The sequence below is a fragment of the Pseudomonas sp. 43NM1 genome, assembly GCF_002836905.1.
In the GTDB taxonomy this organism is placed as follows: domain Bacteria; phylum Pseudomonadota; class Gammaproteobacteria; order Pseudomonadales; family Pseudomonadaceae; genus Aquipseudomonas; species Aquipseudomonas prosekii.
On sequence record NZ_MKGS01000168.1, the window covers coordinates 1 to 21,697 of the forward strand.

Genomic DNA, 21,697 nt, shown 5'->3' on the forward strand with positions numbered 1-21,697 from the left:
GCGCAGGCCAACGAAAACCGCATGCGCCAGGACAATCAGCGCCTCGAAAGTTTGTACCGCGCCGACCGTGGCACGGTGTCCGTGCGCTTGCTGGAAGTGTCGCGGGCCACTCTCGAACAAGCCTCCAGCCAGGTCGCCGCCGCCGAGGCCGAAGTGCTGCGGGCGAAAGAGCAGGAGGGCGGCAGCGAGGCGGAAAATGCCTTGCTGCGCAGCGCGGCGACGGCGTTGGCGAAAGCTCAACTGGACCTGGCCAACACCCGCATCGGCGCGCGTTCGGCCGGGTTGATTACCGACCTGCGCACCGACGTCGGCCAGTTTGCCGGCGCCGGCAGCCCAGTGATGACCCTGATTGCGATCCACGATGTGTGGGTCATTGCCGACATGACCGAAAACAATCTGGGCCTGATCCAGGCGCAGACGCCGGTCGCGATTGTGCTCGATGCATTGCCGGGCGAGGTGTTTCAGGGCCGCGTGCGCAGCGTCGGTTATGGCGTCAGTGTCGGTCAGGCGCCAGCGCCTGGGACCTTGCCGAGCGTGCAGAACAGCCGCGACTGGTTGCGCCCGGCGCAGCGTTTCCCGGTGGTGATCGAGTTTGATGAGGATGCGGTGAACCGCCTGCGCGACAGTCGGGCGATTCGTGCCGGCGGGCAGGCTGAAGTCATGGCGTTCCCCAGCCACGGCCATCCGCTGAACCCACTCGGCCGGGTGTTTTTGCGGCTGATGAGCTGGATGTCGTATGCCTACTGAGCGCAACCCTCGGGCGCAACGTTGTTTGCGTCTGGCCAGTGGCACCGCGCTGTGCCTGGCGGCGAGTTTCGGCCTCGATTTGCCGTTGCCGTTTCTCGGGCCGGTGTTGGCGCTGCTGTTGCTCGCCACGCGCAATCAGCCGTTGCCGCTCAAGGCTGGCGTGGTGTTGGCGCTGGTGGCGATGCTGACCACTGGCATCGGCTTGCTGTTGATTCCGTTGCTGCGGTATTACCCGCTGAGCGGTTTGCTGTTGATCGCGCTCGGACTGTTGCTGGTGTTTCGTTTTGGATTGCGCGGCGGCAATAACCTGATCGTGACGTTTCTGGTGATCGGCCTGACGATGATTTCCGCCGCCGGCACCGCCAGTTTTGAATTGGCGCTGATGGTGATTAGTGCGCTGGTCAAGGGCTTGCTGCTGGCGGTAATCGTGGTTGCCGTCAGTCATGGGGTGTTCCCCGAACCGGTGAATGCGCCGCCATCAGCGGTCGCGCCAAAACTCGCGGCGCAGGATGTTGACCGCGTGGCGTTGCGCGCAACGCTGATTGTGCTGCCGGCATTCCTGTTGGCGCTGATCGATCCGGCAAGTTATCTGCCGATCATCCTCAAAGCGGTCAGCCTTGGGCAGCAGAGTTCCACGCGCAACGCACGCGATGCTGGATTCGAACTGCTGGGGTCGACGCTGCTTGGCGGGTTGTTGGCGGTGGTGTTCTGGTGTGCGCTGAGTGTGTTTGTGCACTTGTGGATGTTCTTTTTGTGGATGCTGCTGTTCGGCCTGTTGCTCGGGCGCAAGCTCTATGCGCTGAGCCCGACGCGGTGCAGTCCGGGGTTTTGGCTGAATACGCTGATCACGCTGCTGATTTTGCTGGGGCAGTCGGTGCAGGACAGCGCGGCGGGCAAGGATGTCTATAGCGCGTTTGCGGTGCGCATGGGGTTGTTTATTGCGGTGACGGTGTATGCGTGGGTGATGGTGTTGGTGCTTGATCGACCGCGCAAAACCGTTCACCCATAACCGGGCTGCAAAACAGTGAACCCTTGTGGCAAGCCCCCTCGCCACAGGGGCTGTGTCCGATTTGGGCTGGAGGGGCTGGTCAGTCGGTTTTCGCCCGGTGCAGTTCTTCGATGGTGTCGATCAGTGCGTCGTACGACACCGGTTTTCCGAGGTGGCGGTCGAAGCCGGATTTGCGTGATTTCTCGACGTCGCTTTCAGCGCCATAACCGGTCAGGGCGATTGCCGGGGTTGCGCGGATATGTGGCAATGCCCGCAGCGCGCGCATCAGTTCGTGGCCGCTCATGCCCGGCATGCCCACGTCAGAAACCACCACGTCGAATTGCCCGGTTTGCGCTGCCGCCAGCGCCTGCTGCGGTTCGCAAAACGCGATGACTTCGGCGTCTTCCATTTCCAGCAGCATCTTCAGCGTCTCCAGCACGTCCGGCGAGTCATCGACCAGCAACACGGTCAAACCGGCCAGCCGCCCGGACTGTTGATCGGCCTGCGCCGCTGGCGTCAGTTGATCATCCGGTTGGCTCAGTGGCAGCAACACGGTGAACGTGCAGCCCAGGCCCAGCCCGGCGGATTTGACCTTGGCGCTGCCGCCGTGGGCCTCGGTCAACTGGCGCACCAGTGACAGGCCGATGCCCAGGCCTTCGCGGTGATGCGTCGCGTGCTGATTGGCCGCCTGACCGAACAGGTCAAACACTTCATGCAAGCTGTCAGCGCTCAGGCCCAGGCCGCTGTCCTGCACGTCGAGCCGGGCCATTGCGCCGACGCGCGAGGCGATCAAACGGATCTTGCCGCCCGCCGGGGTGAACTTCAGCGCATTGTTCACCAGGTTCCAGATGATCTGCTCGACGCGCGTCGGGTCGGCGTCAATCATCAGCGCCTCAGGCAATTCAAGCTTCACATCGACGTTCTGGTGCGCGTTGATCACCACTTGATAAACGTCCTGGAGCATCCGGTTCAAATCGACGGTGCTGCGCTTGAGGCGCAGTTTGCCGGTGCGCACGCGGGCGACGTCGAGCAAGTCATCGATGATCCGCGCCTGACTGCTCACGGCATCGCAAATGGTGTTGACGGCTTTTTCCGCTGGCGCGGTCGATTTGATCAGCGGCAAACGCCGCAGCAATTCGGCGTTGAGCTGGATCAGGTTCAGCGGATGCTTGAGCTCGTGGGACATCACCGCGAAGAACTCATCCTTCAAATGGCTGCTGCTCTGAGTCTCGGCCAGTTGCTGGTTTTGCTCTTCATGCAGGCGCTTGTGGCCGGTCATGTCGCGGGCGATTTTTACGTAGCCTTGCAGGTTATCGCCGCGCAGCAAGGTGACTTCGCCGCTGCAATAAAAGCGCGTGCCGTCCTTGTGCAGGTGCCAGCGTTCGTCTTCGTTGCGACCCTGAATGCGCACCGTCGACAGCTCGTTTTCCGGGACGCCGGCCGCGCGGTCCTCGGCCGAAAAAATGAAGTCGTAATAAGCGCCTTCGGCCTCGGCTTTGCTGTAGCCGAAGATCAGTTCTGCGCCTTTGTTCCACGTGGTGATGATGCCCAATTCGTCGAGCGTGATGATTGCGTAATCGCGGGTGCTTTCGGCGACCAGGCGCATACGTTCTTCGCCCTGGCGCAACTCTTCTTCGGCAGCGTGGCGCTTGGTGATGTCGATGAAGGTCAGCACCGTGCCGTCGATGTGATCGGCGCTGGAGCGGTAGGGCAGGAGGCGCGCGATGTACCAGCGATTGTCGGTGCTGCTGACTTCGCGTTCGATCATGTTCAGCGATTCGAAAACTTGCGCGGCGTCGCCGACCAAGTCGTCGTAATTCAGCCGGTGGGTGATGTCGAGCAACGAGCGCCCGGTGTCGACCGGCAACATGCTGAAGATATCGGTGGCGCGCGGCGTGAACCATTTGATGCGCATGCTGCTGTCGACAAACACCGTGGCGATGTCGGTGGAGGCGATCAGGTTGGTCAGGTAATCGTTGATCTTGTCGGTTTCTTCGACTTTGGTTTTCAGTTCGAAGTTGACCGTCAGCAGCTCTTCGTTGATCGACTGCAACTCTTCCTTGCTGGTTTCCAGCTCTTCGGTGGCCGAGCGCAGTTCTTCGTTGATCGCCTGCATTTCTTCGTTGGAAGCCTTGAGCTCTTCGCTGGAGACTTCCGATTGTTCGATGGTGTCCTGCAACTGCAATTTGGTGCGCTGCAACTCGCGTTCGAGGTTGGACAACACCTGATTTTCGCTTTGCAGCACGGTCGAGCTCGACGCTTCGGACGGGTCGACTTCGACTTCCTCGAACATCAACAGCACCAGTTCGCTGTCGGCTTCTTCTTCACGGTACGGGTGCGCTATCAGGTCGATGCGATAGCTGCGCTCTGCGCGTTTGATCGCCACGGTGCGCGACTTGACGACGTGGCTGCCCTGTTGGGCCTGGAACAGCGTGGTGCGTACTTCAAGGCGTAATTCGGGCAGGATCAGCGTCAGCAGATTACGCGACAACTCGCCGCCGACGTGGCGCAGATAACGCCCGGCGCTTTCGCTCATGTGCAGGATGTCGGCGTTGGCATCGACGATCATGCTCGGGGGTGCCGAGTGTTCCAGCGCACGTTGGTGAATGTCGGCGAACGACAATTTGCGCGGCTTGTTGCTGGGCGGTGCCTGACGGGTAATGTCGGTGCGCACATAGCCTCCACGTGGCATGGTCGGAGCCCGGCGGCTGCTGCCGGTGCCGGTTTTGGCGCGGAAGATCCGGTTGCGCTTGTCGACCGGGGCAAACAGGTCCTGGCAGGCGTCGGCGCTTTCGGAGGTGCCCAGAAACAGGAAGCCGCCGGGGCGCAAGGCAAAGTGGAACATCTGCAGGATTTCACGTTGCACCTCGCGATCCAGATAGATCAGCAGGTTGCGGCAAACGATCAGGTCCATGTGCGAGAACGGTGGATCGGACAACAGGCTGTGCTTGGCAAACAAGACCTTTTCGCGCAGCTCTTTACGAATCCGGTAGTGCTGGTTTTCCTTGCTGAAGTAATGCCGCAAGCGGGTTGGCGGCACATCGGTGACGATCGCTTGCGGGTACAAACCACTGCGGCCGATGCTGATCGCGCGTTCGTCGATGTCGGTGGCAAACAGTTGCAACGCCGCCTGGCTGGCGTCGAGCTGCATCTGGTCGTTGAGCAACATCGCCAGGCTGTAGACCTCTTCTCCCGTCGAGCAACCGGCCGACCAGACGCGGATTTCTTCTGTCTCCGGGTGCGCCGAAACGGCAGCGCTGACCAGTTGCGGGACCACGTCGCGTTCCAGCGCTTCAAAGGCTTCGCGGTCGCGGAAGAAATTGGTCACACCGATCAACATGTCGGCGAGCAACGCTTTGGTTTCTTCGGGGCTGGTCAGCAGGAAACGGTAATAAGCCGCGAGGTCGGGCTGCGCGGTGACTTGCATGCGTCGCTCGATGCGGCGCAGCACCGTGGCGCGTTTGTAGTGTTTGAAGTCATGGCCGGTGCCGGCGCGCAGCTGCACCAGAACGTCACGCAGCAATTGTTCGGCGGCCACCGCGTCACGTTCGGCGACTGAGGCGATGGTTTGCAGGTCGGGATCGTTGGCGGTGGGCAGGCAGATCGCTTTGGCGTTGCACCACAATTCCAGCAACTTCTGCGGCATCTCGACGACTGGCAACACCAGATCGACCATCTGCGTTTCAATCGCCGCGCGCGGCATGCCGTCGAACTCGGCGTCTTCCGGCGCCTGGGCGAGGGTCACGCCGCCCTGTTCCTTGATCCGCGACAAACCCACCGCGCCGTCCGAACCGGTGCCGGACAGCACCAGGCAAAACGCACGTTCGCGGTGCACGTCGGCGAGGTCGCGGAAGAACAGGTCGATGGCCGAGGTCCGGCCCAGGCGCGGGTCGGCAGGGCTGACTTCAAGCCTGCCGTCATCCATGGCCAAGCGGTGCGCGGGGGAAATGACGTAGACGTGATTGCGTTCGATCGCCACCGATTCGGTGACTTGCAGGACCGGCATCTTGGTCGATTCCTGGATGATCTTGTCGGCGATGCTTTCGTGGTCCGGCGACAGGTGCAGGATGATCACGAACGCCATGCCGTTGTCCTGCGGCATGTTCTCGAAAAACAGTTTGATCGCTTGCAAGCCGCCAGCGGACGCGCCAATGCCGACCACGCCGAAGTCCAGTGGGTGCAGCGCCCGTTGCTTGGGTGGCGCAACGTCGGTTGAAGCGTCAGGAGAAGTGGTCATGCCAGTGCCTTGAAAAGGCGACGTCCTGCGCCGCGACAAAATTTATCAGGCTTGCGCCCGATTCGAGCAATCATCGACAGCGCCGTTTACTAACGCAGTCGCAAACAGATAAATGCAGCCGCCGTCACTGACGTGGCGGCGGTGAAAGTCAGCATTCTAAGCGTAAAACGGGTGGAGGTTTAATCGAGGATCTGAATCGACTATCAAACGCGCCCTGGCGTACTGACTCAGTGGTTTAAGCCGGGTCGATTATCAAGGGATAGGCAGCGACAGGGGAAGGTTCCCTGTCGCCCGGAAAATAGCCGCACACGCACCAGGCAATGGGTGGGTTTTCAAGGCCCGCCGACCACCATGCTGCTGAACGGCGCGACGTACGCCTGCAACGTCACCAGCCCGCCGACCAGAATCGCCAGCACAATCGAATGGAAGAACACGTAGCGCAAAATCTCGCCTTCATGCCCATACCAGCGGGTGGCGGTGGAGGCGACCACGATGGACTGTGCGTCGACCATTTTGCCCATCACACCCCCGGAGCTGTTGGCCGCTGCCATCAACACCGGGCTGATCCCCAGTTGCTCGGCCGTCACGCGCTGCAAGCCGCCGAACAGCACGTTTGAGGCGGTGTCGGAACCGGTCAGCGCCACGCCTAGCCAGCCCAGCAAGGTGCCGAACATCGGGTAGAAAATCCCTGTCGCGGCAAATGCCAGGCCCATGGTCGCGTCCAATCCTGAATAGCGAGTCAGGTAACCCAGCGCGAGCATCGCGACAATGGTGATCAGCGAATAACGCACCACCCATAACGTTCGCAGGTACTGGCGTGCCAATTGCGGGATCGAATAACCCATCAGCAACCCACCGAAAATCGCCGCGAAGAAAATCCCGCTGCCGGTGGCGGTGAACCAGGTGAATTTGTAGATCGCTTCTTCGGTTTTCGGCTGCGGCACCACCGGCGGCACTTTCTCGATTTGCTGGTGCAACGTGGTGAAGGTCAGCGCCGGGGCGAAGATCGGATTGGCCTCGCGCACTGGTTTGCCTTGCGGGTCGAGCCGCTGCGATTGGGTTTGCGGATCGACCACGGCGCGGGTATCGAACATGTTTTTGAAACCCTGCGTGCCCCAGGCAAACACGAACACCGTGAGGATGATCCACGGCATCCACGCGCGCATCACCGCGGGTTTGGCGTCACCGGCAAACGTGCCGCTGGTCTCGGATTTCTGCTCGTGCTCGGGATCGATTTTCGAGTTGTCGACGCGTCCCGAGAGTACCGCAGAGGTGTGGATGGTCGCCGGTTTCCAGACCTTGAGGAAACCGGTCAGGCACGCCATGGAAATCAGCGCGGCGATCACGTCCACCAGCATCGGCCCGTGGTAGTTCGAGACGACAAATTGCGGGATGGCAAAACTGACCCCGGCGACCAGAATCGCCGGCCAGATTTCGAGCATTTTGCGCCACCCGGCAAACGCCCAGATCAGCCAGAACGGCACCAGCACCGAGAAGAAGGGCAGTTGCCGACCGACCATCATCGACAGCTCCATTTCGTCCAGCCCGGTGACCTTGGCCAGCGTGATGATCGGTGTACCGAGGGCGCCAAACGCGACCGGCGCGGTGTTGGCGATCAGCGCCAGGCCCGACGCGGCCAGTGGTGAGAAACCCAGGCCGATCAGAATCGCCCCGGTCACCGCCACCGGCGTGCCAAACCCGGCCGCGCCTTCGAAGAACGCGCCGAAACAGAACGCGATCAGCAGCAATTGCAGGCGCCGGTCGTCGGTGATTCGCGCGAGGGAATCCTGCAACACCTTGAACGAGCCGTTCTCGGTGGTCAGGCGGTGCAGGAAAATGATGTTGAGGACGATCCAGCCAATCGGCAGCAAGCCATTGGCCGCGCCGAACAATGCCGCCGAACCGGCCATGTCGGCCGGCATGCCGAAGGCGAAAATCGCGATCAACAGTGCTGACGCCAGGGCCATCAACGCCGCCAGATGCGCCTTCACATGGAAAAACGCCAGGGAGACGAGCATCACCACCACCGGCACGGCGGCCATGAAGGTCGATAACATCGGATTGCCGAACGGGTCGTAGATTTGCTGCCAGACCATGTTCCACCTCTGCTTTTTATTGTTGGAGGCGCAGATCCTTTGCGGGTTGACTGCGTGGAGTATAGGTGGCAATTCGCCGCTGTCCTGTTGCAGGTGGTTTCGCGGGCAAATGAGGGATTTCGCGGGATATCGCTGGTCTGCATAGAAGCTACATTGAATAGCTACCAGCGGTTTGAAACGTCAACGACACGAGGAGTAGGGCAATGACCGAGCGCCATTTGGTCCACACGGAAACCCTGTCGAACGGGTGCAGGATTGATGTCAAAGCGCGGATTCTGCGCGATGGCTCGCTGCAGATGTTTATCGGCGTCTACCAGCCGGACGGCACGGTAATCAATGAAGACCATGAGCCCAAGCCGCATCTGCTCGACATGGAGGATGCGTTTGAATGGGCTATCGAACAGGCGCGCACCCTCGGCAACTCGCAGCAGACGCTCTAGGCGTTGCTAGCGATCAGAAGGTGAACTGGCGTGAAGAGAGTTGAGCCAGCTCGGCGTCGAGCAGGTGTTCGACGAGTACGTCATTGAGAAAGCGGAATTGATCGTTGAGCCCGACCACTTCGTTGCTGAAGTGATTGGCGGCCGCGGGCATCAGCAAGGCTTCGAACTGTTTGTCGAACACCAGCGCGAGGTCTTTGCGCGAGACCACGTGCTGCGAATAGTAGTTGCTGCCGAATACCGGGAAACTCACGGCCAGGTTGACGATGCGGATCATGACGAGTGCTCCTCGGTGTGGCCGATGTCCAGGAAGAAACGTGCAAACAGGGTCAGGGTGACGGCGCTGAGGGCCAGGCAGGTCAGCAGATGAATCAACATGATGTGCCCCTCCGATGCGGGGATGCGTTGGCGATGGGGCTGATGGTGCATCGGGCGTTTTTTTTGCGGAAGGCGCGCGTGGCGATGGTGAATATCGATGTGAGTGATGGTTGAGGGATTCGATGTTCTTGCGGGCCTCATCGCGAGCAGGCTCACTCCCACAGGGATTGGCGCCGTTCACAGATGTTGCGATCACCCCGGCCCCTTTAGGAGTGAGCCTGCTCGCGATGCTTTTCCATCGCCCCATCAACCTCCAGCCACCAGACGAACGGCGAAAGCCCTCAACCTATACTCAACTCAATACCTTTATGAGCACCGGGCAATCCGCCCGGCGTCGCCTGCAGGACACCACGATCTTGGACCTGCGTTCGCTGATCGTCGCCGTATTGTTGGTCTTGGCCGGATGCGCCACGCCTGCGCGCGCGCCGGTGGTTGCCCCGGCGGTCTTCGTCGCGCCCGCCACTTGGCAGCAGGTCGATCGGGAGATCGTCGCCGCGTCCCAATCCGCCACCGAGCAGACCAAAATCTACGCCCGTGGCGCCATGGATTACTGGCGCACGCGGGTTTATCAATTGACCGAAGAGAACTTCATTCCTTGGTTCAGCAGCTACTGGACCCAGGAATGGCTGTCGATGAAAGTCAGTTGGTACTCAATCAGTTCTCAGGGTGAGCAGGATGCGTCGGCCAAGCGTCTGGCCGCGTATTTGCTGGAGCAATACCAGCAGCGGGTCTTGGCGCCGGCCGCGGTGGAAATTGATCCCGAGGCGATTCTCGGTTTGGCCACGGCGTTCTACGTCGACATTCTCCAGGAGGAATTGCAGCGCATTTCCCAGCGTCACGGCGTGCCGATGGCGCAACTCAATGCTCGCTTGCAGAAAGTCCCGGCGATTGCCCTCGGGCCGCCGCCGGCGCGCAATGCTTCGCTGTATCAGGTGATGCAAGCCGAGCCGTTGAACACGTTGTCGGCGTATGCGGCGCTGATCGACAAGATCCACAAGGCCGGTGGCGACAAGGGCGTTGATTCCACCGATACGGCGATGGCGCCAGTGGCCAAGCGCGCCAGCCAACGCATGGAAGCCGAAATGGCCCCGCGCGGCGCGGCGAGCGCGGTGGCGGCTGCAGCGGGGCGCTTTGCCGGCGGTTTGATCACGGTTGGCGTGGCCGGGATCCGCGCGATTCTTCAGGCCAATGATCGGCCCGACAGTGAAGCGCTGATCCGCAGCAGTCTGGGCAATACCTTCGATAAAGCCTGGACCAAACTGGTGCAAAACCCGACCACCGGGGTAATGGCGGGGACGCTGTACATCGCCGGGCAGGTCGAAGGCAACCTGGCCGGGCGCGCCGAACTACCGTCGGTCAGCTCAAGCAGTGGCGCCATCGATTGGAACCCGCCGCAAGTGACTAGTGAGCAGATGTCCCCGTGATCAATGGCGTTGTGAGATGAACCAGATTATGTGGGGTGAAGCAGATTCTGTGAGGGCTGAACCAGATTTGTAGTTGGCCGAATGGCCGCTGCTGTCCTGAATATCCAGCAGGAATGACCGATCGTTCCCCCGCTCCGCGCGGGAACGATCAGTTGGGTGATTACTTGCCGAGTTTCACCCGCGTCCAGCCACGCGTCATGACGCGTTGCACGCCAATCGGCATGTCGGGAATCGCGTACAGCGTCGCCATGACTGCTTGCGACGGATACGAGCCCGGGTCGTCGCGAATTGCTTCATCCACCAACGGCGTCGCGGCGGCATTGGCGTTGCTGTAGCCGATGTTGTTGGTGATCTCGGCGATGATGTCCGGGCGCATCAGGAAGTTCATGAACAGGTAGGCGTTGTCGACGTTCGCCGCATCCCGTGGGATCGCGACCATGTCATAAAAGCTGCCAGCGCCTTCCTTCGGAATGCTGTAATCGATCTTCACTTTGTCGCCAGCCTCTTTGGCGCGTGCCTTGGCTTGCAACACATCGCCGGAATAACCGACCGCCACGCAGATGTTGCCGTTGGCCAAGTCAGAGATGTACTTCGAGGAATGGAAGTACGCCACCGACGGCCGAATCTTCATGAACAGCGCTTCGGCTTCGGCGATTTGCGTTTTGTCCTGCGAGTTCACCGGGTAACCCAGATAGTGCAGGGCGGCCGGCAGCATCTCGGTCGGCGAATCAAGGAAGCTGATACCGCAAGCTTTGAGTTTTTCCGCGTTTTGCGGTTTGAACAGCAAGTCCCAGGAGTTGGTCGGCGCATCGGCCCCGAGCACTTCCTTGACCTTGGCCGGATTGAAACCGATACCGATCGAGCCCCACATGTACGGGAAGGCATGCGCGTTGTCCGGGTCGCTGGCCGAGGCGTTTTTCAGCAGCACCGGATTAAGGTTTTTCCAATTCGGCAGCTTCGATTTGTCCAGTTCCTGATAGACGCCAGCCTTGATCTGCTTGGCCAGGAAGCTGTTCGACGGCACGACGATGTCGTACCCGGATTTACCTGCGAGCAAGCGTGCTTCGAGGGTTTCATTGCTGTCGAACACGTCGTAGGTGACGCGGATACCGGTCTCGTTTTCGAACTTTTGCAGCGTGTCCGGGGCGATGTAATCCGACCAGTTATAAACGCGCAAAACCTTGTCGTTGGCCTGGGCAACCGTCGCCATGGCGCCCAATAAGGACAGTGTCAGCAGAGCCCTGCCAAACATTTTCATCGGTACAACTCCATTCTTTTTATTCAAAACACAAGCGTGTGGCGAGTGAGCTTTCTGTGGCGAGGGGGCTTGCCCCCGTTGGGTCGCGAAGCGGCCCCCAAACCTGCAACCGAGGTGTACCAAGGACACCGCGTTCACTGGTTTTACGACGGCTTCGCCGCCGAACGGGGGCAAGCCCCCTCGCCACAGGGTTTGTGTTCACTTGACTGATCAGCAGCGACCTTAGGCCGTTGCTCCGGCTCTTTGGCTGTTGGGTTGTGTCCACGACTCATTGGCCGTCTGGTCCATCGCTTCCTGGATCGCGCGTTTGCGGTTGGCTTCGGCGCGGCGGCTGAAGTACCAGACCATGAACGTAACGATCGACACCGCCAACAGAATCAGGCTCGCCACCGCGTTGATCTCAGGTTTCACGCCCAGACGCACCGCCGAAAACACCTCCATCGGCAGCGTCGTCGAACCCGGCCCGGAAACGAAACTCGCCAACACCAGATCATCCAGCGACAGCGCAAACGACATCATCCCGCCCGCCGCCAGCGACGGCGCGATCATCGGAATAGTGATCAAAAAGAACACCTTCAATGGCCGCGCGCCAAGGTCCATCGCCGCTTCTTCAATCGACAGATCCAGCTCACGCAAACGCGCCGAGACCACCACCGCCACATACGCTGCGCAGAACGTGGTGTGGGCAATCCAGATGGTGACGATGCCGCGTTCCATCGGCCAGCCGATCATCTGCGCCATCGCCACAAACAGCAGCAACAGCGACAGACCGGTGATCACTTCCGGCATTACCAGCGGCGCCGTCACCAGCCCGCCGAACAGCGTGCGACCCTTGAACCGGGTAACCCGCGTCAGCACAAACGCCGCCAGCGTGCCCAGCGCCACCGCCGCAATCGCGGTGTAAAAGGCAATTTCCAGCGAGCGCAACACTGAGCCCATCAGTTGCGTGTTGTCGAGCAAACCGACGTACCACTTGATCGACCAGCCGCCCCAAACCGTCACCAGTTTCGAGGCGTTGAACGAGTAGATCACCAGAATCAGCATCGGCAGGTAGATAAACGACAGGCCGAAAATCAGCATGAACTTAGAAAATCCGAAGCGTTTCATCCCCGTGCCTCCATCTCTTTGGCCTGGCTGCGGTTGAACAGCAGAATCGGCACAATCAGGATTAACAGCATCACCACCGCCAGCGCGGACGCTACCGGCCAGTCGCGGTTATTGAAGAACTCTTGCCACAGCACACGCCCGATCATCAGCGTTTCCGGGCCGCCCAGCAGTTCTGGAATCACGAACTCGCCGACCACCGGAATGAACACCAGCATGCAACCGGCGATGATGCCGTTCTTGGCCAGCGGCACGGTGATTTTCCAGAAGTTGTTGAAGTTGCTCGAACCCAGGTCCGATGCAGCTTCCAGCAAGCTGTTGTCGTGCTTGACGAGGTTGGCGTAGAGCGGCAACACCATGAACGGCAGGTAGGCGTAAACCACGCCGATGTACACCGCAGTGTTGGTGTTGAGGATCTCGATCGGTGCCGAGGTCAGCCCGGTCCACATCAGGAGCGCGTTGAGCAAACCGTTGTTGCTGAGGATGCCCATCCACGCATAAACGCGGATCAGGATCGCGGTCCAGGTCGGCATCATGATCAACAGCAGCAGGACGTTTTGTGTTTCCTTGCTCGCTTTGGTGATTGCGTAGGCCATCGGAAAACCGATCACCAGGCACATCAACGTACTCAGCAGCGCGACTTTCAACGAGCCGAGGTACGCCGAGACATACAGCTCATCCTGGGTCAGCAGGCTGTAGTTGCCGAGGTTCAGCAGCAGTTCGAATTTCTGCTCGGCGAAAGTGTAGATCTCCGAGTACGGCGGGATCGCCAGCGCCGCTTCCGAAAAGCTGATTTTCATCACCAGGAAGAACGGCAACATGAAGAACAGGAACAGCCAGATGAACGGAATCCCGATCACCACTTTGCGCCCGCTGGGGACCAGTCTGAGGAATTGCTGATTGAAGGTTTTCATGAGCGCAGTACCACGCCGCTGTCGTCTTCCCACCACACGTAGACCTGATCGTCCCAGGTCGGACGCGCGCCGCGCCGTTCGGCGTTGGCCATGAACGACTGCACGATTTTGCCGCCCGGCAGTTCAACGTAGAACACCGAGTGGCCGCCGAGGTAGGCAATGTCGTGGACCTTGCCGCGGGACCAGTTGTAGCGAAATTCCGGTTGGGTGGTGCTGACGAGCATTTTTTCCGGGCGGATGGCGTAGGTGATCGACTTGTCCTGCACCGAGGTGCTGACGCCGTGGCCGACGTAAATCTTCTGTTCCAGGTCCGGGCTGTGGATGATCGCGTGACCTTCCAGGTCCTCGACCACGGTGCCGTCGAAGGCGTTCACGTTACCGATGAATTCGCAGACCATGCGGCTGACCGGCGCTTCGTAAATGTCTACCGGGCTGCCGATCTGCGCGATCCAGCCGAGGTGCATGATCGCGATGCGCTCGGCCATGGTCATGGCTTCTTCCTGGTCGTGCGTAACCATTACGCAGGTCACGCCGACCCGCTCAATGATCTGCACCAGCTCAAGTTGCATCTGCGAACGGAGTTTTTTATCCAGCGCGCCCATCGGTTCGTCGAGCAGCAACAGCTTTGGCCGTTTCGCCAGCGAGCGGGCGAGGGCGACGCGCTGGCGCTGGCCGCCGGACAACTGATGGGGTTTGCGTTTGGCGTATTGGGTCATGTGCACCAGACGCAGCATTTCTTCGACGCGGGCGTCGATTTCGCTGGCGGACAAACGATCCTGCTTGAGGCCGAAGGCAATGTTCTGCGCCACCGTCATGTGCGGGAACAGCGCGTAAGACTGGAACATCATGTTGATCGGCCGCTCGTACGGCGGCATGTCGGTGATGTCGACGCCGTCGAGCAGAATCCGCCCTTCGGTTGGTCGCTCGAAGCCTGCGAGCATGCGCAGCAGGGTCGATTTGCCCGAGCCGGAACCACCGAGCAGGGCGAAGATTTCGCCCTGATGGATTTCCAGGGACACGTCGTCCACGGCAACGGTTTCGTCGAACTTCTTGGTCACGCGATCGATTTTCACCAAGACCTTTTTCGGTGCCTGATGACCTTCAAGAGCCTTCCTGTAAGTGCTGGAGGCGTTTGCCATTTGAAACTCCCAACAGGTTTCAGTCGTCGGGCCAACGCGGCCTGACTTAATAGTTGATTGCAAGCCCTGCCGGTACGGATGTCCCTTGTAGGAGCAAAGCTTGCTCGCGATGAGGGCCTGGCAATCGACATCAATGTTGAATGTTCGACCGCCATCGCGAGCAAGCTTTGCTCCTACAGGGGTAATCCATACCGCTTGGGCTTATTCGGCGCCGCCATCCTGGCTGCCTGGTGGTGCTTGTTGTTGTCTTGTTGCGTTTTTTACGCGTGAAGAAGCAGCGCGCGTCGGCGCACCCGCCCGTTCACAGGGGCAGTTAAATCGATGGATGAGGGTTTAAGTCGTCAGCGTTTTTTACGCAGCGCCGCGTGTTGCCGGCACGCGTCGCCAAACGCCTGGAAAATTCTCAAATAAGCAGGGTTGTCCAGCACCTGCCATTCCGGGTGCCATTGCACGCCGAGCGCAAAGGCCTGGCTGTCCACGACCGAAATCGCCTCGATCAAACCGTCCGGCGCCACTGCCTCGCAGCGCAGGCCCGGCGCCAGGCGATCAATGCCTTGGCTGTGAATCGAGTTGACCTGAAATTCGGCCGGCAACTCCAGCGCTTCGAACACGCCGCCGGGCTGCACCGCCACCGCATGGGCCGGTGCGTATTGCACCGCCAACTCGGGACTGTCCGCCTCGCGGTGATCGAGCATGCCGGGCAGCTCATGGACCTTCTGATGCAGGCTGCCGCCGAACGCCACGTTCATTTCCTGAAAGCCACGGCAAATGCCCAGCACCGGAACACCGGCGGCAATCGCTGCACGCAATAAAGGAAGGGTAGTGGCGTCCCGCGCCGGATCATGATCCGTGCCCGGAGCACTGGCGGGGCCTTGATAGTGGAAGGGTTCGACATTGGACGGTGAGCCGGTCAGCAACAAACCGTCGAGCTGCGCGAGCAGGTCGTCGATTTCAGTCACTTGGCCCAGAGAAGGAATGACCACGGGCAACCCCAAAGCCGCGACGCTGACAGCACGCAAGTACTTGTCGCCGCTGACGTGGTAGGGGTGCGGGCCAATCTGTTTGACGCACGCTGTAACGCCGATCAATGGCTTGAATGCCATTTTTATCACCTCGAAGTTTCACACTTGAACGAGCTTTTCCGGAGCTTAGCCTTGTTGATTTTAATTAACAACTCTCATGTAAAAAATTCTAAACGCCGACCGTCCGATGCTTAGGATTTGCGCGGGTCTGGCGCCTTGATTGGCACTCTCGTGCCCATAAAAGGCCCGAAAATAAAGGTTGAAAGGCCAAGTGTTCGCTATTGACTTCACTTTGCCTTTCGGATTGACTGAGCTCGCAACAAGGCAGTGAACATAATAATTAACAGCTAATAGGTGCATCATGTCGGTCCCTCTGCGTACCGTTCAACTCAACGAAGCAAACGCATTCCTTAAGAAATATCCTGAGGTTTTGTACGTCGACCTTCTGATTGCGGATATGAACGGTGTGGTGCGCGGCAAGCGCATCGAACGCACCAGTCTTCATAAGGTTTACGAAAAAGGCATCAACCTCCCGGCGTCGCTGTTTGCCCTGGACATCAACGGTTCTACGGTGGAAAGCACCGGCCTGGGTCTGGACATCGGCGACTCAGACCGAATCTGCTACCCCATCCCCGACACCCTGAGCATCGAGCCCTGGCAGAAGCGCCCAACCGCGCAATTGCTGATGACCATGCACGAACTCGAAGGCCAACCGTTTTTCGCCGACCCACGTGAAGTTCTCGCGAATGTGGTGCGCAAATTCGATGAAATGGGCCTGACCATCTGTGCGGCGTTCGAGCTTGAGTTCTATTTGATCGATCAGGACAACGTCAACGGTCGTCCGCAGTCGCCGCGCTCGCCTGTTTCGGGCAAGCGCCCGGTGTCGACTCAGGTGTATTTGATCGATGACCTCGACGAGTACGTCGATTGCCTGCAAGACATCCTTGAAGGCGCGAAAGAGCAGGGCATTCCTGCCGACGCGATCGTCAAGGAAAGCGCCCCGGCGCAGTTCGAAGTCAACCTGCATCACGTCAACGACCCGATCAAAGCCTGCGACTACGCGGTGCTGCTCAAGCGTCTGGTGAAGAACATCGCCTACGACCACGAGATGGACACCACGTTTATGGCCAAGCCGTATCCGGGCCAGGCGGGCAATGGTTTGCACGTGCACATTTCGATTCTCGACAAGGAAGGCAACAACATCTTTGCCAGCGAGGATCCCGAGCAGAACGCCGCGCTGCGCCACGCGATCGGCGGTGTGCTCGAGACCCTGCCGGCGCAGATGGCTTTCCTCTGCCCGAACGTCAATTCGTACCGTCGCTTCGGCGCACAGTTTTATGTGCCGAACTCGCCGTGCTGGGGCATCGACAACCGTACCGTGGCGGTGCGCGTGCCAACCGGTTCGCCGGACTCTGTGCGCATCGAGCATCGCGTGGCCGGTGCCGATGCCAACCCGTACTTGCTGATGGCCTCGGTGCTGGCCGGGATTCACCACGGCTTGACCAACAAGATCGAGCCCGGCGCCCCGGTTGAAGGCAACAGCTACGAGCAGAACGAGCAGAGCCTGCCGAACAACCTGCGCGACGCATTGCGCGAGCTCGACGACAGCGAAGTCATGGCCAAGTACATCGACCCGCTGTACATCGACGTATTCGTCGCGTGCAAGGAAAGCGAGCTGGCCGAGTTCGAGAACTCCATCTCCGACCTTGAGTACAACTGGTATTTGCACACCGTTTAACGGGGTGGGCTGTTGGGTTTGATGTTGGATGTGATGGCCTCATCGCGAGCAAGCTTTGCTCCTACAGTTTTGCGACGTGCACAATTTCTGTGCCCGACACAAACCCGTAGGAGCAAGGCTTGCCCGCGATGACGGCCGCGCTATCACCACTGCAATCACCTGACACGCCATGTCCCAACGATCACTCATTCCCCCGCGTCGAGTCACAACAATGACAAACACTCGCAGTGACTGGGAGCAACGCTTTCAGTCTTTATCCATCGAAGGTCGGGCATTTATCGACGGCCAATACCGTGATGCACTCAGCGGTGACAATTTCGAATGCATCAGCCCGGTTGACGGCCGCTTCCTGGCCAATGTCGCCAGCACCGACGAAGCCGACGCCAACGCCGCCGTCGCCGTCGCGCGGCGGACCTTCGAGTCCGGCGTGTGGGCGCGCCTCGCACCCGCCGAGCGCAAAACAATCCTCATTCGATTCGCCGATCTGATCCTCGCCAATCAGCAAGAATTGGCGCTGCTCGAGACCCTCGACATGGGCAAACCGATCAGCGACTCGATGAGCATCGACATCCCGGCGACCGCCAACGCGATCCGCTGGAGCGCCGAGGCGATCGACAAAATCTACGACGAAGTCGCCGCCACACCGCACGACCAACTCGGCCTCATCACCCGTGAGCCTGGGGGCGTGGTCGCCGCTATCGTGCCGTGGAACTTCCCGTTGATCATGGCCAGTTGGAAGTTCGCCCCGGCGCTCGCGGCGGGCAACTCGTTCATCCTCAAACCGTCGGAAAAATCCCCGCTGACCGCGATCCGCATCGCGCAGTTGGCACTGGACGCGGGCATTCCGAAAGGCGTGTTCAACGTCCTGCCAGGCTACGGCCACACCGTCGGCAAGGCGTTGGCGTTGCACATGGACGTCGACGTGCTGGCCTTCACCGGCTCGACCGCGATCGCCAAGCAACTGCTGATCTACGCAGGGCAAAGCAACATGAAACGCGTCTGGCTCGAAGCAGGGGGCAAGAGTCCAAACGTGGTGTTCGCCGACGCGCCGGATTTGCGCGCGGCAGCACAAGCGGCAGCGGGCGCGATTGCTTTCAACCAGGGCGAAGTCTGCACCGCCGGTTCGCGGTTGCTGGTCGAGCGTTCGATCCGCGAGCAGTTCATTCCGCTGCTGGTCGAGGCGCTGCAAGCGTGGAAACCGGGGCACGCACTCGACCCGCAAACCACCGTCGGCGCGGTCGTCGATCAGCGCCAATTGGACAACGTTTTGCGCTACATCCAGGTTGGCAAGGACCAAGGCGCGCAACTGATCGCGGGCGGCAGCCGCACCCTCGAAAGCACCGGTGGCCTCTACGTGGAACCGGCGATTTTCGACGGCGTGACCAACGCCATGACCATCGCCCAGGAAGAAATCTTCGGCCCGGTGCTGTCGCTGATCACCTTCGACACCTTCGATGAAGCGCTGGCGATTGCCAACGACAGCATCTTCGGTCTGGCGGCGGGCGTGTGGACCAGCAACCTGAGCAAGGCCCACACCTTCGCCCGTGGTTTGCGCGCCGGCAGCGTCTGGGTCAATCAGTACGACGGCGGCGACATGACCGCGCCGTTTGGCGGGTTCAAGCAGTCGGGTAATGGTCGGGACAAATCGCTGCACGCGTTCGACAAATACACCGAACTCAAAGCGACCTGGATCAAGCTCTGACACCTCTACAACGGCGGCCGCCGGCGATTTCCGACGGCCATCGGAGAACTTTATGAAACACACCACACATGTAAACAGCTACTACGCCGCCACCCGCAATTTCACCGGTGAATTCCCGGTGCTGGAACAAGCAGTGGACTGCGACGTCTGCGTGATCGGCGCCGGTTACACCGGTTTGTCCTCGGCGCTGTTCCTCGCCGAAGCGGGCTACAGCGTGACCGTGCTCGAAGCCGCCAAAGTCGGCTTCGGCGCCAGCGGTCGCAACGGCGGGCAACTGGTCAACTCGTACAGCCGCGACGTTGATGTGATCGAAGAACGCTACGGCGACAAGACCGCCGAAGTCCTCGGCAGCATGATTTTCGAAGGCGCCGACATCATCCGTCAGCGCATCCAGCACTACGACATCCAGTGCGACTACAAGCCCGGTGGCATTTTCGCCGCGCTGAACAAAAAGCAACTCAAAGGTTTGGCCGAGCAGAAAAGCAGTTGGGAACGCTACGGCAACAAAAACCTGCGAATGCTCGACGCGGCGGATATCCAGCGCGAAGTCGGTTGCGACAACTACGTCGGCGGTTTGCTCGACATGCAGGGTGGCCATATTCATCCGCTAAACCTGGCGCTCGGTGAAGCCTCGGCGATCATCGGCCTGGGCGGCAAAATCTACGAACAGTCGGCAGCGGTGGAAATCACCTACGGCGAGCCGATCACCGTGCGCACCGCCAAAGGCCTGGTCCGCGCCAAGTATTTGCTGATCGCCGGCAACGCCTATTTGCCGCAAGACCTCGACAACCGCGTGACGCGTAAAAGCATGCCCTGCGGCTCGCAAATCGTCGTCACCGAACCGCTGTCCGAGCAAGTCGCACGCAGCCTGATCAAAAACGATTACTGCGTTGAAGACTGCAATTACCTGCTCGATTACTACCGCCTCACTGCCGACAACCGCTTGCTGTACGGCGGCGGCGTGGTCTACGGCGCGCGCGAGCCGGACGACATCGAGCAGTTGATCAAGCCGAAAATCCTCAAGACCTTCCCGCAGTTGAAGGACGTGAAAATCGACTACCGCTGGACCGGCAACTTCCTGCTGACCATGTCACGCATGCCGCAATTCGGCCGCATCGAGAAAAACGCCTACTACATGCAAGGCTACAGCGGCCACGGCGTGACGTGCTCACACCTGGCCGGCAAATTGATCTCGGAAATGATCCGCGGCGACGCCGAACGCTTCGACGCCTTCGCCTCGCTGCCGCACATGCCGATGCTCGGCGGCCGCACCTTCCAGGCCCCACTCACCGCCATGGGCGCCGCCTACTACGCCCTGCGCGACCGCTTCGGCATCTGACCACCCAACCTCTGTAGGAGCTGAGCTTGCTCGCGAAGACGGCGGTACAGTCAGAACTGCTGTCACCTGACCCACCGCTTTCGCGAGCAAGCTCAGCTCCTACAGGATTTCTGCCAGACAAAAAAACTGCGCCCAGCCACGGTCAAACTGTAGGAGCGAAGCTTGCTCGCGAAGATGGCGGTACAGTCAGAACTGCTGTCACCTGACCCACCGCCATCGCGAGCAAGCTCAGCTCCTACAGGATTTCTGCCAACCAAAAATCTGTGCCCAGCCACGGTCAAACTGTAGGAGTGAGCCTGCTCGCGATGGGGCCCTATCAGTCACCATCAATCCCGCCCGAGCCACCGCAATCGCGACCTGACCCAACCCCGCCAGGCTTTTTTACCCCCCACCCATCGAACCTGCTGAGCAACACCCGCAAACGTGATTTAATACCCGCCTTTCACGTTTCTGGGACAGGGAAGCGGCGTACCTCGCGGCCAAAAGTCGCCCGCCATCCACCCCCATAACCCCTTAAGTCGTTCACACATAAGGCTGTCATGGACACGGGCTCACGACTCAAATTAGTACGCGAAAGCTACAAACTGTCCCAGCGCGAGCTGGCCCGGCGTAGCGGCGTCACCAATGCCACCATCTCCCTGATCGAACAGAATCGCGTCAGCCCCTCCGTCAGCTCACTGAAAAAACTGCTCGAAGGCATCCCCATGTCCCTCGCGGACTTCTTCACCTTCGACCAGCCGCCGCGCGAGCACCAATACGTGTTCCGCGCCAATGAACAACCGGATCTCGGCCGTCATGGCCTGCGATTGCTGCTGATCGGCGCTTCCGTGCCGAGCCGGCAGATGCGCTTGCTGCGCGAGCAATACGCGCCGGGCGCGAGCTCGGGCGAAGAACCCATCGTTCACGCCGAAGGCGAGGAGTGCGGGCTGGTGACGCGCGGGACGGTGGAGTTGACCGTGGATGGGCAGATCAGCGTGTTGAACGCCGGAGATGGGTATTACTTCCCAACGACACTGCCGCACCGGTTTCGCAATATTGGCCAGGATGAAGCGGAAATTATCAGCGCGAATACGCCGGCTAACTTCTGATATCGAGAAGGAATGTTGATCCGCGCCATCCACGAAGAACCAGCGCGTGCTCTAAGACATCGTCTCCAACAAACCCGCAGCACTGC

16 protein-coding genes are annotated in these 21,697 nt (G+C 60.1%); 8 read left to right on the forward strand and 8 right to left on the reverse strand.

Features of this window, described 5'->3' with window-relative positions; translation table 11 throughout:
- Both BI292_RS20865 and BI292_RS20870 read left to right on the forward strand, forming a co-directional pair.
- On the forward strand, window positions 1-747 hold a 747-nt coding region (locus tag BI292_RS20865; protein WP_101209011.1), incomplete at its 5' end, for an HlyD family secretion protein.
- Window positions 737-1,756: a DUF2955 domain-containing protein gene (locus BI292_RS20870; RefSeq protein ID WP_101209012.1), complete on the forward strand. Its 1,020-nt coding sequence runs from the start codon at window positions 737-739 to the stop codon at window positions 1,754-1,756. The genes BI292_RS20865 and BI292_RS20870, both read left to right, overlap by 11 nt.
- Window positions 1,757-1,835: 79 nt before the next feature.
- Here BI292_RS20870 and BI292_RS20875 read toward each other — a convergent pair whose 3' ends face one another.
- The gene (locus BI292_RS20875) at window positions 1,836-5,972 is read right to left on the reverse strand and encodes a CheR family methyltransferase (RefSeq protein ID WP_101209013.1); all 4,137 of its coding nucleotides are present in this window, start codon (window positions 5,970-5,972) and stop codon (window positions 1,836-1,838) included.
- Window positions 5,973-6,304: 332 nt separating this feature from the next.
- Window positions 6,305-8,068: an L-lactate permease gene (locus tag BI292_RS20880; RefSeq protein WP_101209014.1), complete on the reverse strand. Its 1,764-nt coding sequence runs from the start codon at window positions 8,066-8,068 to the stop codon at window positions 6,305-6,307.
- 203 nt (window positions 8,069-8,271) lie between these two features.
- Here BI292_RS20880 and BI292_RS20885 point away from each other — a divergent pair, with 203 nt between their 5' ends.
- Window positions 8,272-8,508, forward strand: coding sequence for a hypothetical protein (locus tag BI292_RS20885; protein WP_092280332.1), 237 nt, complete (start codon window positions 8,272-8,274; stop codon window positions 8,506-8,508).
- 13 nt (window positions 8,509-8,521) lie between these two features.
- Here the strand turns inward: BI292_RS20885 and BI292_RS20890 are convergent, their stop codons facing one another.
- A complete protein-coding gene (locus BI292_RS20890) occupies window positions 8,522-8,782 on the reverse strand; it encodes a hypothetical protein (RefSeq protein ID WP_101209015.1) in 261 nt (86 codons plus the stop codon).
- A gap of 457 nt (window positions 8,783-9,239) precedes the next feature.
- Between BI292_RS20890 and BI292_RS20895 the strand changes: the two genes are divergently transcribed.
- On the forward strand, window positions 9,240-10,307 hold the full coding sequence (locus BI292_RS20895) for a hypothetical protein (RefSeq protein ID WP_101209032.1): 1,068 nt from the start codon (window positions 9,240-9,242) through the stop codon (window positions 10,305-10,307).
- A 160-nt stretch (window positions 10,308-10,467) separates the two neighbouring features.
- Here the strand turns inward: BI292_RS20895 and BI292_RS20900 are convergent, their stop codons facing one another.
- The 5 genes from BI292_RS20900 to BI292_RS20925 form a co-directional block, all read right to left on the reverse strand.
- A complete protein-coding gene (locus tag BI292_RS20900; RefSeq protein WP_092280336.1) occupies window positions 10,468-11,565 on the reverse strand; it encodes a polyamine ABC transporter substrate-binding protein in 1,098 nt (365 codons plus the stop codon).
- A gap of 222 nt (window positions 11,566-11,787) precedes the next feature.
- Window positions 11,788-12,672 (reverse strand): ABC transporter permease subunit, encoded by an 885-nt coding sequence (locus tag BI292_RS20910; protein ID WP_092280338.1) that lies wholly within the window; start codon window positions 12,670-12,672, stop codon window positions 11,788-11,790.
- Entirely contained in the window at window positions 12,669-13,583 is a 915-nt protein-coding gene (locus BI292_RS20915) for an ABC transporter permease subunit (protein ID WP_101209016.1), read from the reverse strand. Before BI292_RS20915 ends, BI292_RS20910 begins: the two co-directional genes overlap by 4 nt.
- A complete protein-coding gene (gene potA, locus BI292_RS20920; RefSeq protein WP_092280342.1) occupies window positions 13,580-14,722 on the reverse strand; it encodes a polyamine ABC transporter ATP-binding protein in 1,143 nt (380 codons plus the stop codon). Before potA ends, BI292_RS20915 begins: the two co-directional genes overlap by 4 nt.
- A 341-nt stretch (window positions 14,723-15,063) precedes the next feature.
- A complete protein-coding gene (locus BI292_RS20925; RefSeq protein WP_101209017.1) occupies window positions 15,064-15,825 on the reverse strand; it encodes a gamma-glutamyl-gamma-aminobutyrate hydrolase family protein in 762 nt (253 codons plus the stop codon).
- A gap of 280 nt (window positions 15,826-16,105) precedes the next feature.
- Between BI292_RS20925 and BI292_RS20935 the strand changes: the two genes are divergently transcribed.
- From BI292_RS20935 to BI292_RS20950, 4 genes are all read left to right on the forward strand, one after another.
- Entirely contained in the window at window positions 16,106-17,482 is a 1,377-nt protein-coding gene (locus BI292_RS20935) for a glutamine synthetase family protein (protein ID WP_092280348.1), read from the forward strand.
- A gap of 211 nt (window positions 17,483-17,693) precedes the next feature.
- Window positions 17,694-19,184, forward strand: a complete 1,491-nt coding sequence (locus BI292_RS20940) for an aldehyde dehydrogenase (protein WP_101209019.1) — start codon at window positions 17,694-17,696, stop codon at window positions 19,182-19,184.
- A 52-nt stretch (window positions 19,185-19,236) separates the two neighbouring features.
- On the forward strand, window positions 19,237-20,523 hold the full coding sequence (locus tag BI292_RS20945; RefSeq protein WP_092280352.1) for an FAD-binding oxidoreductase: 1,287 nt from the start codon (window positions 19,237-19,239) through the stop codon (window positions 20,521-20,523).
- A 539-nt stretch (window positions 20,524-21,062) separates the two neighbouring features.
- Window positions 21,063-21,611: a cupin domain-containing protein gene (locus BI292_RS20950; protein WP_008068184.1), complete on the forward strand. Its 549-nt coding sequence runs from the start codon at window positions 21,063-21,065 to the stop codon at window positions 21,609-21,611.
- The last annotated feature ends 86 nt before the right edge of the window (window positions 21,612-21,697 follow it).